This window comes from Polyangium sp. 15x6 (genome assembly GCF_029960785.1).
In the GTDB taxonomy this organism is placed as follows: Bacteria; Myxococcota_A; Polyangia; order Polyangiales; family Polyangiaceae; genus Polyangium.
Genome location: NZ_JASBQE010000024.1, coordinates 59,294 through 73,413, shown reverse-complemented (window position 1 = coordinate 73,413; position 14,120 = coordinate 59,294). Strand labels below are relative to the sequence as shown.

10 protein-coding genes are annotated in these 14,120 nt (G+C 68.4%); 3 read left to right on the top strand and 7 right to left on the bottom strand.

The window, feature by feature from the left end; all coding sequences use genetic code 11:
• Positions 1 to 65: 65 nt before the first annotated feature.
• The 7 genes from QHF83_RS19575 to QHF83_RS19545 form a co-directional block, all read right to left on the bottom strand.
• The gene (locus tag QHF83_RS19575; protein ID WP_282419389.1) at positions 66 to 869 is read right to left on the bottom strand and encodes an SUMF1/EgtB/PvdO family nonheme iron enzyme; all 804 of its coding nucleotides are present in this window, start codon (positions 867 to 869) and stop codon (positions 66 to 68) included.
• Complete coding sequence (locus QHF83_RS19570; RefSeq protein ID WP_282419388.1) at positions 854 to 1,867, bottom strand: SUMF1/EgtB/PvdO family nonheme iron enzyme; 1,014 nt, start codon at positions 1,865 to 1,867, stop codon at positions 854 to 856. Before QHF83_RS19570 ends, QHF83_RS19575 begins: the two co-directional genes overlap by 16 nt.
• 123 nt (positions 1,868 to 1,990) lie before the next feature.
• Positions 1,991 to 5,143, bottom strand: coding sequence for a lamin tail domain-containing protein (locus QHF83_RS19565; RefSeq protein WP_282419387.1), 3,153 nt, complete (start codon positions 5,141 to 5,143; stop codon positions 1,991 to 1,993).
• Positions 5,144 to 5,313: 170 nt separating this feature from the next.
• Positions 5,314 to 5,787 carry a pyridoxamine 5'-phosphate oxidase family protein gene (locus QHF83_RS19560; protein WP_272426656.1) on the bottom strand — a complete coding sequence of 158 codons (474 nt, stop codon included), beginning with the start codon at positions 5,785 to 5,787 and terminating at the stop codon, positions 5,314 to 5,316.
• A gap of 98 nt (positions 5,788 to 5,885) precedes the next feature.
• A complete protein-coding gene (locus QHF83_RS19555; protein WP_282419386.1) occupies positions 5,886 to 8,984 on the bottom strand; it encodes an efflux RND transporter permease subunit in 3,099 nt (1,032 codons plus the stop codon).
• Between the two features lie 34 nt (positions 8,985 to 9,018).
• On the bottom strand, positions 9,019 to 10,206 hold the full coding sequence (locus QHF83_RS19550) for an efflux RND transporter periplasmic adaptor subunit (RefSeq protein WP_282419385.1): 1,188 nt from the start codon (positions 10,204 to 10,206) through the stop codon (positions 9,019 to 9,021).
• 5 nt (positions 10,207 to 10,211) lie between these two features.
• A complete protein-coding gene (locus QHF83_RS19545) occupies positions 10,212 to 10,907 on the bottom strand; it encodes a TetR/AcrR family transcriptional regulator (protein WP_272426659.1) in 696 nt (231 codons plus the stop codon).
• A gap of 112 nt (positions 10,908 to 11,019) precedes the next feature.
• Between QHF83_RS19545 and QHF83_RS19540 the strand changes: the two genes are divergently transcribed.
• The 3 genes from QHF83_RS19540 to QHF83_RS19530 all read left to right on the top strand — a co-directional run bounded on the left by QHF83_RS19540 (position 11,020) and on the right by QHF83_RS19530 (position 14,118).
• Entirely contained in the window at positions 11,020 to 12,111 is a 1,092-nt protein-coding gene (locus QHF83_RS19540) for a hypothetical protein (protein WP_282419384.1), read from the top strand.
• An 88-nt stretch (positions 12,112 to 12,199) separates the two neighbouring features.
• Positions 12,200 to 12,889 carry a TetR/AcrR family transcriptional regulator gene (locus QHF83_RS19535; protein WP_282419383.1) on the top strand — a complete coding sequence of 230 codons (690 nt, stop codon included), beginning with the start codon at positions 12,200 to 12,202 and terminating at the stop codon, positions 12,887 to 12,889.
• Positions 12,886 to 14,118: an efflux RND transporter periplasmic adaptor subunit gene (locus tag QHF83_RS19530; RefSeq protein ID WP_282419382.1), complete on the top strand. Its 1,233-nt coding sequence runs from the start codon at positions 12,886 to 12,888 to the stop codon at positions 14,116 to 14,118. Before QHF83_RS19535 ends, QHF83_RS19530 begins: the two co-directional genes overlap by 4 nt.
• Positions 14,119 to 14,120: the final 2 nt, after the last annotated feature.

The window sequence follows — 14,120 nt, the reverse complement described above, 5'->3', positions numbered from 1 at the left end:
CGGGGTCACCTCGCCGCCGCCACAACCGGCCGCCCCTACGAGCAGGAGGGGAAGGATGACCCGGATCATGCGCCGTCCGCGCAGCAGCGGAAGCCCGTGTTGTCCTCGGCGGCGTCGACGGGCCGCGAGCTCCTCGCGTCGCAGCTCATGTACTTGGCCGAGCTCGAAAACGATCCGCCGCGCCGCCGGCACTCGGGGACGCCGCCGTCGCCCGGAATGCACGCGTCTTCCCATTCCCACACGTTGCCGCTCATGTCGACGAGCCCGGACGAACCGCCGCCGCATCCCGGGAGCGCGAACGCGACGAGCGGCGCCCCGTACTTCGCGTCGGCGCCATTGCATGCGTTCGGATCGTACGTCGATCCGTAGGGGAATGGCTTCGCGCCGCCGTGCGTGCAGGCGCTGTGCCACTGGCTCTGCGCGGGATCGTCGTGCCCGAAATACGGCGTGGGCCCGCCGGTGAGGCGCCCGCAGAGGCGCTTGCCGAAGGCCGCGCAGAAGGCGAGCGCGTCGCAGAAATCCACGTTCACGACGGGATAGTCGTTCTTCGGCGGCGGCCCGGACGCAGGGACGAACGTGGTGTTCCCGGCGCAATCGGGGCGCTGCCCGCTCGTGTCCGGGGACGTCTCCAGCCACGCGGCATAATGCGCGTTCGTCACCTCGATCGTGTCGATGCAATACGCCCGACCGTCCCAGCCGCCGAGCGCGAGCATCGGCGGGGTCCCGGGTACGTCCGGGCACGTCAAGGCGCCCGCGTCGTCGACGAACGTGCCCGTCGTCCCGCCGCTCGATTCCGTCCCGCCGTCACAGCCGGAGGCGGCGGCGACGAACCCGAGCGCGGAGGCCGCGAAGCTCAATCGGCGCAGCATCGGAAGCCCGTGTTCGCCTCGGCGCCGTCCCGCGGCCGCGAGCTCGCGACGTCACAATCGACGTTGTCGGCCGAGCTCGAAAAGGATCCGCCGCGGCGACGGCAGAGGTCCACGCCGCTATCCCCGGGGATACACGAATCCTCCCATTCCCACACGTTCCCGCTCATGTCGACGAGCCCCTCGAACCCGCCCATGCAGCCCGGGAGCGTGCCCACGGGCAGGACCGCGCCATAGGCCGCGTCCTTCACGTTGCAAGCATTCGCGTCGTACGCCTGGCCATACGGATAGCCTTGCGTGCCGCCGTGGCTGCACGCGCTGAACCACTGGTTCCGCGAGGCATCGTCGTCCGCGAAATACGGCGCCGGGCCGCCGCCGATGCGACCGCAGAGGCGCTTGCCCACGGCCTTGCAATACGCGAAGGCGTCACACCAGTCGACGGACCCGACCGGGTAATCGTCCTTCGGCGGGGCGCCGGTGGCGGGCGTGAAGGAGAGGTTCGAGGCGCAAACCGAGCTCTGGTTCGCGACGCTCGGCCCGCTCTCGAGCCAGGTCGCGTAGTGTGCGTTCGTCACCTCGGTGGCGTCGATGCAATAGGCCTTGCCGTCCCAGCCGGGCACCGCGACCATGGCCGGCGTGTTCGCGACGGAGGGGCACGTCTTCGCGCCCGCGTCGTCGATGAACATCCCGCTGCTGCTGGAGCTCGCGGCGCCGCCCATGCCCCCCGCGCCGGCCATGCCGCCGGTGCCGCCGGTGCCGCCGTTTCCCGTGCCGCCCGTGCCCGCGCCGCCCGTGCCCGAGGTGACGGAGCTCGCGGCGCCGGTGCCCCCGTTTCCGCCGTTACCGCCGGAGCCGGTCGAGGAAGACGACGAGGTGGGTTGTCCAATGACGTCAAGGGGCTCTTCGGAGCCGCAACCCGCGGCGAACTGGCTCGCCGCGACGGCGACGGGCAGGGTGGCGAAGCCCAGGAGCACGGCACGGCGTAGAAGGTCTGTGCGCATCGATCCCTCGCGCTGCGGAAGCATACGGCGAAGACCGATGGATAGCCTATCGGAGGCGCGGCGAGAAGGGCTCGTCCGGAGGAAGCAGGGCCCGCGCGGGGCCCTCGTCGGAAAGGTGCGGCGTCAAGGCGTGACGCTGAGGACCGGGAGCTCGGTGACCTCGAAGGAGAGGCCGGGGTTCGAGCCGGCGCCATTGAGGTCGCAATAGGTCCAGCTCGACCCGGCGTTGCGGCTGAAGCGATAGACGTAACGGTAGGAGCCGGGCGTGGCGGGCGCGCTGAAGGATGCCTGGTATTCGTCGTCGTTGCCCACCTGGATGTTGAACGTCGCCGGGACGAACGTGTACCCGCTCTGCGTGGTCGGGTTGATGTTCGCGGCTCCGAACCCGAGCTCGGCCACGATGGCGGCGTTCGCGCCGGCCGCATCCGTGAAGCCGGACTCGTAGACGCGGCCGTAAATGGTCTCGGTCATCTGGCCGGCGGTCGTGGTTGTGCTCATCGGGTACTGGACGACGCAATAATCCATTTCCGCCGCGTCGCCCGACTCGTTGATCGCGCCCACGAGAGGGCAGGTGCAGATGAGCGCGGCCGTCGCGGAGTTGCGGGGCGCAGGCGCGGCCGTCGAGAAATCGGTCGCATTCTGGTTCGTGTCCGTGCACCCGGCGCCGGCTCGCACGACGGCGAGCGAAACGGACGGCGCCGGCGTCGGCCCCGTCCCCTCGTAGCCGGTCGCGGTCGTCCCGTAACCTACGAGGTCCTGAATTTGCGCGCCCGTCGGATTGGCACCCGAGAGAGCCGTGGTCGTGTTGACGAGGGCCACCTTGCCGGCGCTCTGGCCGATGTTCGTTGCGCTCGTCGCCTGGGCCGTGGGCAGCGGGTTGCCGACCGCGCCGCTCGATCCGAATTGAACCAGGTAATAGCCACCCGCGGGGATCGAACCCGTCAGGGCCACCGTTTGCCAGCTCGTCCCCGCCGCGGCCGCATACTGGACGGTCCAGCCCGCGACGCTCACGGTCGACGAGCCGCGATTGTGGAGCTCCACGAAATCGTGGGTATAAGGTGCATTCGGGGATCCACCTCCGCCGTACACCTGGCTGATCACGATCGAGCCCGTGCACGAGGTCGTCGTTGGCTCTGCCGTCAAGAACCCGTCCGGTGTCGTGTACACGGCGGCGAGCGGCGTGCCCGATGCATTCTGTGCCCCCGTCGTTACACGGATCTTGTACGCCGAGAAGTACGAGAGCGTCGGTGCAGGCACGAGCGTCGCGACCGTGTTGCCCATGCTCATCGTCGGCGCGGCCGACGCGAATCCGAGGCACGAGGCAAAATCGTCCGTCGAGATCTGGATCGACCCCGTGCAGGCCCCCGTCTCGGTCGTCGCCGTCAGCGTGGCCGGGTTCATGGCGGTGCTGAACGTGACGGCGATCGTCGAGCCAATCGGGACATCGAGCGCCCCGTCGGCGGGCGTCGTGCTGACGACCGTCGGCGCCGCCGGCCCGACGCACATCCCATTGCCGTCACATTGCGTGCCCCCATTCTGGCTGCACGGCGTGCCCGCGCTCTGGGGCGTGTGCGTCGGCGTTCCGTTGTCGCAGATGTCGAGCGTGCACTCGTTGCCGTCGATCGGAAGGTCGTTGTTGTCGATCGCGGTCGCCGTGCCGCCCATGCCGTTGCAGACGGCCACCGTGCAATCGCCGGGCACCTGCGTCGCGACTGGCGTGCCCGACGGCGCGTACGTCATGCCGCAGACGCCGGCATCGCAGACCGGCGCGCCACACTCGGTGACCTGGCCGGGGCAATCCGCGGCCGTGCTGCACCCGACACATTGCCCCATGCCATTGCACTGATTGCCATTGCCGCAATCCGTGCCCGACGGAAGATTCGTGTGGGAGACGCCATTCACCGGATCGCAGGCGTCGGCCGTGCAAGCATTGTTGTCGTCGATGTTGACGGGCGTGTGGGAGACGCCGGTCGCCGGATCACAGGCGTCCGTGGTGCAAACGGTATTGTCGTCGATGCTGACGGGCGTGTGGGAGGGACCGTTCACCGGATCGCACGCGTCCGTCGTGCAAGCGTCATTGTCATTGATGTTGACGGGCGTATGCGAAACGCCGGTCGCCGGATCACACGCATCCGTCGTGCAGACGTCGTTGTCATTGATGTTGACGGGCGTATGCGAAACGCCGGTCGCCGGATCACACGCGTCGCTCGTACAAGCGTCGTTGTCGTTGACGTTGACCGGGTTCTGGACCGGCCCGTTCGTCGGGTCACACGCCGCCACCGTGCACGCATTGCCGTCATCGGCCGGCAGGTCGGCGGCGTCGTCCATGGCCACGATGTTGCCATTGCCGTCGCACACGTCGCGCTTGCAATCACCGTCCGTCGGATCGCCCGCGGCGGTGCCCTGCGCGGCATTGTTGAAGCCGCAAACACCTTCCGTGCAGGTGCGGGTCTGGCAGGCCGTGTCGTTTCCCTGGCAATCGTTCACGGTCACGCAGCCGACGCACGCGCCCATTCCGTTGCAGAACAGGTTCATGCTGGCGCCGCATGCCGCGCCGGACATCAGGTTCGTGTAGGTCGGCGTGCCGTCCGAGCACGAGTCGCTCGTGCACTCGTTCTTGTCGTCGGGCAGGTCGCTGTCGTCGTCGACGCTGACCACGTTTCCGGCGCCGTCACACTGATCGACCTTGCAATTGCCGTCCTGCTGGGTCGCGACCTGCGTGCCGGAATTCACGAATGCCGTGCCGCAGATCCCCGCGTCGCAGGTGGTGACGATGCATTCGTTCCCCGTCGGAGGGCAATCCGCAGGAATGGTACACTGTGTGCTGCCGCCGCCCATTCCGCCAGCGCCGCCCATTCCGCCGACGCCGCCCATTCCGCCGGCGCCGCCCATTCCGCCAGCGCCGCCCATTCCGCCAGCGCCGCCCATTCCGCCGGCGCCGCCCATTCCGCCAGCGCCGCCCATCCCACCGATGCCGCCGATCCCGCCAGCGCCGCCCATCCCACCGATGCCGCCCATTCCGCCAGCGCCGCCCATCCCACCGATGCCGCCGATCCCGCCAGCGCCGCCGATCCCGCCGACGCCGCCCATGCCACCGGAGCCGGGGCCCATCCCGCCGGAGCCGGGGCCCATCCCGCCAGCGCCGCCGGTCCCTCCCGGGCCGGCGCCCGGCGACTGGTCGATCTGGCTCCGATCCACCGACGCGATGATCTCACACCCCGTACCGGTGGAAAGGATGGCGAATGCCATCAAGGTCAGCTTCGTGGTCCTGCGCATCTTTTGTCCCTCCGTACCGCGTCTACCACGGAGGGCGGTCGGGACGAACGCAAAACCAGAGACGGCCTGGGCGGCTTCACCCGAATGTCATGCACGAGGACGAACCCCCGCATGTCCCCGGTGAAACCCGCGCGGAGCCATGGTTTTGACGATGTTTTGATGTGACGAACTTAACGAACGAGGGTGGGGCGCGGATGTTTTCGCGCTCCGTCCTCGAACCGCCCCGTTTTTTCGGTGAGGTGGATGCGATAGAGGTGTGCGTCCGGGTGAACCGCGCCCTGACGATGCGGGCCGAGCGGGCCGCGCGCCGTCTCGCTCGCCTCGCGCGAGAAATAACGCTCGAGAAGGACCTGCAGCGCATGCGCGGCGTCCCGTCCCGTGAGCTCCTCGAACGTGCCCCACGCGATCACGCTGCGCCAGTGCGCGGGTCCGTCGATCTTCTCGACCTCGACGCAGACCTCCGGGTTTTCGCGCATCATCGCGAGCTTCAGGCCCTCACTCGTGTGGCTGTAGACGTAGTCGTCTTCGTACGCGTACGTGATGGGCACGACGTAGGTCCGGCCGCCCGCGTGGCAGCCGAGGTGGGCGATCATTTGGGTCCCAAGGACCCTTTCAATCTCGTCTGGGCTGAGCTTGCCGACCATGAGAGCGCGCGCCTCCTCCCCTCGCAGGCAGGGCAGCGGGCTCCTTGGGGCTCTCGGGCAATGACGTCAACGCGCGGGGCCGCGCGGGCCCCGCCTGCTCACTCGGCGGCCGGGGCGGGCTCGGCGTCGCCCTTCACGATGCCGCGCGCTCGCAGCCACGCCTTCGCATTCTCGATGGCGAGGTACAGGGCAGGGATCACGACCAGCGATAGCAACGTCGAGCTCACGACGCCGCCGATGACCGCGATGGCCATCGGCGCGCGGAACTCGCTGCCCTCGCCGTTCGAGAGCGCGGTCGGCAGCATGCCGAGCACCATCGCCGCGCTCGTCATCAGGATCGGGCGGAGCCGCTCCGGGCCGGCCTCCAGGATGGCCTGCAAGGGCGTCTCGCCGTTCTCGCGCACCCGCACGATCGCCCGGTCGACGAGCAAGATCGCGTTCTTCGTGACCAGGCCCATGAGCAGGATGATCCCGATCAGCGAGCCCATGGCCATCGACGTATCCATGAGGAAGAGCCCCAGGATCGCGCCGACGAGCGCGAGCGGCAGGGTCATCATGATCGTCAGCGGGTGGATGAAGCTCTCGAACTGCGACGCGAGCACGAGGTAGATGAAGATGATCGCGAGCAGGAGCGCCGTCCCCATCGACGAGTTCGTATCGTTCATCTGCTCGATCTGCCCGTCGTAGCTGAGCGACGTGCCCTTCGGTTTTTGCAGCGCGTCGATCCTCGGCATGAGCTCGCCCACGATCTCGCCGAGGGAGCGGCCACGCGGCGTCGCCCACACGGCGATCTGCCGCTGCCGATCCTCGCGCTCGATCACCTGCGGGCCCTCGCCCATTTCGAGCCGCGCGATGTCCGAGAGCGCGACCGCGCCCCGCGGCGACCACAACGTGAGCCGCGAGAGCTCGGCCGGCGAGGCCCGGTCCTCCTCGCGCATCTGCACCCGGATCGGCACCTCGTCCTTGCCTTGGCGGAGCTTGCTCGCCTCCTCGCCCTCGATTGCGGTGCGCAGCGTCATCGCGAGCTGCGCCACGCTGATGCCCTGATCGGCCGCGCGCTGCCGGTCCACCTTCACGCGCATTTCGGGCCTGCCGGGCGAGAACTTCACCTGCACGTCCGTCACGCCCGCCGTGGTCTTGAGAACGCCCGCGACCTGATCGGCCAGCGCGCGGATGTCGTCGTACGACTCGCCCCGCACGTTGATCATGATAGGCGCCTGTACGCCCGCGCCCTCCACGAACTCGGGCTCCGTGATGACCACGTTCGCTCCGGGCACGGCCTTCACAATCGCGCGCACGTCGTCCTTGATGGCGTCGAGCGGCACCGTCCGCTCGTGTTTCTTCGTCGTCAGGATGCGGTAGTGCGCCTTGTTCACCTCGCCGTTCGGCCCGAGCGTCACGTAGAGCGTCCTGAGCTGCGGGTGCGCGAGCAGCTTCTTCTCCGCCTCGAGCGATTGCGTGGCGAGCTCGTCGAGCGCCGTCCCCGCCGGCAGCTCGATCTCGACCATCATCTCCCCGCGATCCTCCGGGTTGACGAAGTCCGAGCCCATGAGCGCCAGGAGAAAGAACGATCCGATGAACGTGCCGAACGCGACGAGCCCGACCACGAGCTTGTGCTTCACGACCCAGCCGAGGACGTCGCGGTAGGAATCGTCCATCGCGCGGAAGACCCACTCGAATGGCCGCTTGAGCCAGGCGAACGGATCCTTCGCCCCGTGCTCGATCGATTTCGAGAATCGCGACGAGAGCATCGGATCGAGCGTGAAGGCCACGAAGAGCGATACGAGCACCGCGCCCGAGACCGTGAGCCCGAATTGGCGGAAGAACTGGCCCACGATGCCGCCCATGAACGCCACGGGCACGAAGACCGCCACGATCGTCAGCGTCGTCGCGAGCACGCTGAGCGCGATTTCCTTCGTGCCATTCAGCGCGGCTTCCATGGGTGGTTCGCCGCGCTCCAGGTGCTTGAAGATGTTCTCGCGCACCACGACCGCGTCGTCGATGAGCAGGCCGATCGCCAAGGAAAGGCCGAGCAGCGTCATCATGTTCAGCGTGAAGCCGAGCACGTACATCAGGAAGAACGTCGCCACGACGCTCGTCGGCAGCGCGACCGCGCTGATGAGCGTCGAGCGCAGATCGAGCATGAAGATCAGGATGATCAGAATCGCCATCGCGCCGCCGAACCAGATGGCGATCTGCACCTCGTGCGCGTTCTCCTCGATGAACGTCGACTGATCCATGATCAGCGACGTTTTGAGGTCCTCGGGGAACGTCTTCTCCAGCGCCGCGAGCTTCTTCCGCACGCCCTCGCAGATCTCGACCGTGTTGCGGCCGCTCTGCTTGACGACCTCGAAGGCGACGGCTTCCTCGTTGTTCACGCGGATGCGCGTGCGCATGTCCTCGAAGCCGTCCTGCACGTCGGCCACGTCCCGGAGCCGCACCGACGAGCCGTCGCGGGCCATCGACACCACGAGATCACGCAGCGTATCCACCGCTTCGAGCTCGCCCATCGCGCGCACACTGATCTCGCGCGTCCCCTGCTCGTAACGCCCCGCGGGCACCGTCAGGTTCGCGCCCTTGATCGCCGCCACGATCTGCGCGGGCTGCACGCCGAGCGCGTCGATCCGCGCCCGATCCAGCAGCACCTTCACCTCGCGCTCGGCGCCGCCGCGGATGTTCACCGCCGCCACGCCGTCGACCTGTTCGAGGGCCGGCCGGATCACGTCATCGGCAAAATTCCGGATCTGGCTCAGCGATCGTTTGCCGCGGAGCGTGTAGATGAGCACCGGCGCCGCGCCCGTGTCGAGGCGCGAGATCACGGGCTCTTCGATGTCCTTGGGCAGCTTGAAGCGGGCTTGCGCCACGCGCTCGCGGACGAGCTGCGCGGCCTCCTGGATGTCCACGTCGAGCTTGAAGATCACGACCGTGGTCGACACGCCTTCCCGCGAGAACGTGCGCACGCGGTCAATACCGTTCAGCGACACGACCGCGTCCTCGATGGGCTTCGAGATCTGCGTCTCGATCTCCGCCGGGCTCGCGCCCGGATAGACGATCGTGACGCTGGCGACGGGGAAAGAGACGTCCGGGAAGAGATCCGTGCCGAGGCGCTTGTAGCCCACGATGCCGAGCACGAGCAGCGCCACCGCGACCATCACCGTGAAGACGGGGCGCTTGATGGCGATCGCCGAGAGGTTCATGAGAGGTCCTCGTTCGCCTTGAAATGGGTGCCGATCACTTCGCGGGCGCCGGCGCCGCGGGTCCGAGATCGAGCGCTTCGCCTTCCTTCACCTCGGGGCTCGGGTTTGCCACGACGGACGCCCCGGCCTCGAGCCCCTTGCGCACGTACAGCGAGCCGTCCGGCGCGATCGTGAACGAGACCCGCACGATGTGCGCCTTGCCGTCCTGCACCACGACGATCTCGTCCTGCGCCCCGGGCCGAAGCGCCGAAGCAGGGAGCCTGAGCACCTCGATCGTCTCCGCGGCCACGATCTGCGCGCGGACGAACGACCCGGAGAGCAGCCCCACCTCGGGCCCGTTCGGGATCTCCGCGATCACCGGGACCCTGCGCGTCTGCGGATCGAGCGAGCCGAGCACCGCCGTCACCTTGCCCGCGGCCTTCGGCGCGCCGTCGATCGACACCGCGGCGCCCACCTCGAACACGTTCGCGTCGTTCTCCGAGACCGAAGCCGAGAGCTTGAGCACGGACGTGTCCTCGACGTGATAGAGCGGCTCGCCCGGCGCGACGATCTTGCCGATGCCGTTCGGCGCGCGCGTCACGAGCCCGCCGAAGGGCGCCGCGAGCGTCGCATTGCCCACCGACACCGACGCGAGCCGCGCCTGCGCGCGCGCCTGTTCGAGCTGCGCCGCCGCGAGCAGCGCCCGCTGCGTCGCCGTCGTCTTCTCGGCCTCGGGCACCGCGCTCTGCTGGTAGAGCGTATCCGAGCGTTTTTGCGCGTCCTTCGCCATTTCGAGCGAGATCTCCGCCACGCGTACGCCCGTCTGCGCCACGTTCGCCTGCGCCGAGGACTCCGACGCGTCGACCACGCCGAGGACCTGCCCCGGCTTCACGACGTCGCCGATCTTCGCCTTGATCGCGAGCAGCCGCCCGCCTGCTTTGAAGCCCACGTCGGCCTGCTGAATCGGCTCGAGCGTGCCCGTCACGGCGACCCTCGGCTGCCAGCGCATCGGCTCGGGCTTCGCGAGCAGCGTGCCGCCGTGCGCTGTCACCTTCGGCGGCGCGGCCGCATTTCCCGGCGTCGCGGCGTGCTCGGCCGTGACGGCCGATTGTGCCTCGATGGCCTTTTTCTGGTCCATCTTGGCCTTGACCCGGACGCCGATCAGACCCCCGGTGCCCAGCACGATCGCGAGGGCAATCAGCTTGCCCGCGCCAAACTTCTTCGTCGTACCCGTCGTTGCCACGGTGCTCATCCTGTCTTCGCTCTCGCCCTGGGTTCTCGCGGACGTTCGTCCCGCTCCCGGTTCTTCGTGACCGTCCGGTCAACAACCGCGCTCGACGCGGCGGAAAAGAGCCCGCGCGCGAGCAAATCCTGCGCTTGACGCGCCCAGCTCTCGATGTCTGGGCGCCGCGGCTGCTTGATGATCTCGCGCACCAGCCGCTCGTGCGTGCCCGCGACGAGCCGAGCGACGATCGCCGGCTCGATGTCATCGCGGTAAAGCCCCACCTCCACGCCGTGCCGCAGCCAGGTCTCGGCTTGCCGCTCGATGCGCTCCGCGAACGCGTCCATGAGGTACGCGTAGGGCGTCCCGCCGCCGCCCGTGAGGATCATCCCCAAAATCCCGCGATTTTGCCAGCAAAACTCGAGCAGGTCGACGACGTGCGCGAGTCGTCCTTCGAAGAGCGCCTCCATGCTCTCGGGTGGCGCGCACTCGTCGAAGCGCGCTGCCTCGATGCATGCCGAGAGCCGAGCCACGACGCCCTCCACGATCTGCCGGAAGCAGTCCTGTTTGCTCTTGAAATGCAGGTAGAAGGCGCCCTTCGACACGCCTGCTCGGATGGTGATGTCTTCGACCTTGGCCGCGGCGAGGCCGTTCTCCGCGAAGATCGCTTCGGCAGCTCGGAGGAGGTCGATACGCGCGCGTGGATCGGCGATGCGAGGCATTCCTGACCGGTGGGTCACTATGGGGGGATGCCCCTTGCCGGTCAAGAGGGCTCGGACCCCCATCGCGACCGCGATACGATGGGGCGTCCTTGCTTCTTCGAGGAGGCTCTCCATGCGTATGCTCCCCCGTTTGTCGCTTGCTCTCGTGGCGGCCGCCGCGCTGTTCTCCGCTGCCCCGCAGCCTGCCCGCGCCTGCCCACCGCCCTTGCCGGGCCTCTCCAACCACATCCCCGAGAGCGGGGCAACGTACCCCGCGAACGCTGCACTATTCTTTTGGGGTCATTCGATCTCCCTCGACGCCGTCACGGTCACGGTCGACGGAACCCCCGCGTCGTTCGTGCCAACCGGGGACGTCGCGCTCACGGCGCTCGGCGGGTTCGCCGTGCGCATCGACCCGACCCCGGCGGTCGGTCAGGTCGTGAAGGTCAGCGGCAACTTCTGCACCCCCGACGTGACGTGTGAACCCAAATCAATTGCGTTCACGACGAGCGCGCCGGACACGACGTCGCCCGCGCCGGTGAAGAGCCTGCTCTTCGACGTCTACGACTACCCCGATTTCAAGTCGAGCGGCGGCGATTGCCAGATCGACAGTGATCTCGCGTATTTTCTGCACGTCGACGCGGACGCGCCCGAGGCGGGGGCGGCGCTCGAGGTGTGGCGCGTCGAGGCGTTCCGCGATGCGGCGATGCAGGACCTCGCATTCGAACGGTCCGTGCGTGCGGGCAGCGCGATCCGGTTCCAGAAGCTCGCCCTGGAGCTCCAAGGCGCCGATCCGGCGACGGCCTTCAAGTTCCGCGTGACCACGCACGACGCTGCGGGAAACAAGGGCGGATCATGGGTGGTTTCATCGCCCTGCCACGTGCGCGTCGACCCGCCGGGCACCTCGCAGTGGCCCCCCGACGAGCCGATGTGGACCGCGGCCGACGTCCACCCCGGCGGAGTCTGTGACGAAAGCGGAAGCGGCGGCGCTGGCGGAAGCGGAAGCGGAAGCGGCGGCGCTGGCGGAAGCGGGAGCGGAAGTGGTGGCGCCGGCGGAAGCGGTGGCGCCGGCGGAAGCGGTGGCAGCGGCGGAAGCAGCGGCGATGACGGGTCCTGCGTGGTCTCCGCCCCGGGGGATGCGCGCTCGGGGGTCGCGGTGCTCGGACTCCTCGGACTGATGTTGTTCGCCTCACGGAATCGCCGCCGCCGCCCTGCCTCGTCGTGACCCCGCCCCGTTAGCCATCCCCCGAGATCCCCACATTTGTTACGAACGGTCGTTGCGCACGTTCAAAAGATGAGCGACGGTTCATCCCGTGAGCAACTCGTCCGATCGACGAACAACGCTTCCACGTCGCCGTGACGAGGCCAAGGCGCTCTTCCGCAACGCGATCCTCGACGCCGCCGAGCACGTCTTCGCCAAGCAGGGCTTCCACGGCGCGCGGATCCAGGACATCGCCGACCACGCGCGGATCGCCGTCGGCACCGTCTACAACCACTTCGAGCAGAAAGAAGACGTGCTCCACGCGCTGCTCGAGGTGCGGCTCGATCAGATGATCGACAGCCTCCGGCCGCAGCCCACCGATCCGGAACCCTTTGACCAGAAACTGACGTGCTGCGTCATGCGCACGCTCCAGTTCGTCGAAACGCACCGCGACTTCCATCAGGTGGCCCTCGACTGCGGGCTCTTCGCGAAGGGCACGGCCTCGGCGTCGAGCATCCTCAAGGACAAGGCCGTGGAGCACTTCGAAAAACTCCGCGCCACGATGCTCGCGCTCGTGAACGAAGGGCTCCAGTCGGGCGCGCTTCGGCCGATGGATCCCGTGCCCCTCGCGCGCGCGCTCGGCGGCCTGATCCGCTCTTCCTCCATCGGCATGCTCATGGAGCAGAGCCATCCGAACCTCGAAGCCGAGGCTTCGCTTCTCGTGGACCTCTATTTGAACGGCGCGGGCCGGGCCGATCGCCCCAGGCGCCCGCGTGATGAAAACGATCTTGGAGAACGATGATGCGTCTTGATCAATCCGCGTACGTCGCCGCGCTCGCGCTGCTCCTTTCGTTCACGCCGTCGTGCGCACGAAAGAGCGCCGAGCAGAAGGCCAAACCCGCGGAGAGCGCCACCGCCGAGCCCGCGCCGGCGGTGAAGTTCGCGAAGGTCACCGAGCGCAAGCTGTCGCCCACGCTCGAGCTGACCGGCACGCTCGCCGCCGACGAGACCAGCGAGGTCGCCGCCGCGACCTCCGGCATCGTCACGAAGGTCGTGATCGACGTGGGAACGCGCGTGAAAAAGGGCGACATCCTCGTGCAGCTCGACAGCAGCGATCCCGCCCTCCGCGCCCAGGCCGCCGACGCTTCCGCGGCCCAGGCGCTCGCCAAGCTCGGCGTGAAGAAGGGCGAGAAGTTCGATCCGAACAACGTGGCCGAGGTCCGCGCCGCGAAGGAGAGCATGGACCTCGCCGTGTCCGAGGCCGACCGGACGAAGAAGCTCTACGAGGGCGGATCGGTCGCCGCGTCCCAGTGGGATCAGGCCCGATCCCGCGCCGAACAAGCGCGCGCCCAGTACGAGGCCGCGCTGAACGGCGCGGCGCAAGGCTGGGCCGGCCTCGCGGCCGCGCAGTCCCAGGCGAACCTCGCGCGCAAATCGGTCGCCGACACGAGCATCCGCGCGCCCTTCGACGGCGCCGTTGCCGAGCGCCGCGCCACGGTCGGCGAGTTCGCGCCGATGGGCAAGGTCATCGCCGTCGTCGTGCGCGACGAGACGTTGCGGCTGCGCATCGACGTCCCGGAGACGGACGCGTCGAAGGTCACCATCGGCAAGGAGGTGACGCTCACCGTCTCCGCGCACCCGGGCAAGACCTTCAAGGGTCTCGTCAAGCGCGTCGGCGCGAGCCTCAAGGCGCAGTCGCGCACGCTGCCGATCGAGGCCGAGGTCGCGAACGGCGACGGCCTGCTCAAGCCCGGCTATTTCGCGCGCGCGTACGTCGAGCTCGGCGAGACCGAGACGAACGCGCTTTTCGTCCCCCGCGCCGCCATCGGATCGAGCGGCAGCGCCAATCGTGTCTTCGTTCGTTCGGGCAACCGCGTCGTCGAGCGCATCGTGACGCTAGGCCGTGAGATCGACGGCGAGGTCGAGATCCGCGGCAACGTCCTCCCGACGGACGAGGTCGCGACCGAGCGAGTCGACCTCTTGCAGGACGGCGTCGACGTGAACGTCGCGCCCGCGTCCGGAGCGAAGTAACC

Bases quoted from the DNA above. Each gene is read 5' to 3' on its own strand.
- QHF83_RS19560 (WP_272426656.1), bottom strand. From the start codon at position 5,787: ATGGTCGGCAAGCTCAGCCCAGACGAGATTGAAAGGGTCCTTGGGACC.
- QHF83_RS19545 (WP_272426659.1), bottom strand. From the start codon at position 10,907: ATGCCTCGCATCGCCGATCCACGCGCGCGTATCGACCTCCTCCGAGCT.
- QHF83_RS19575 (WP_282419389.1), bottom strand. From the start codon at position 869: ATGCTGCGCCGATTGAGCTTCGCGGCCTCCGCGCTCGGGTTCGTCGCC.
- QHF83_RS19555 (WP_282419386.1), bottom strand. From the start codon at position 8,984: ATGAACCTCTCGGCGATCGCCATCAAGCGCCCCGTCTTCACGGTGATG.
- QHF83_RS19565 (WP_282419387.1), bottom strand. From the start codon at position 5,143: ATGCGCAGGACCACGAAGCTGACCTTGATGGCATTCGCCATCCTTTCC.
- QHF83_RS19540 (WP_282419384.1), top strand. From the start codon at position 11,020: ATGCGTATGCTCCCCCGTTTGTCGCTTGCTCTCGTGGCGGCCGCCGCG.
- QHF83_RS19530 (WP_282419382.1), top strand. From the start codon at position 12,886: ATGATGCGTCTTGATCAATCCGCGTACGTCGCCGCGCTCGCGCTGCTC.
- QHF83_RS19570 (WP_282419388.1), bottom strand. From the start codon at position 1,867: ATGCGCACAGACCTTCTACGCCGTGCCGTGCTCCTGGGCTTCGCCACC.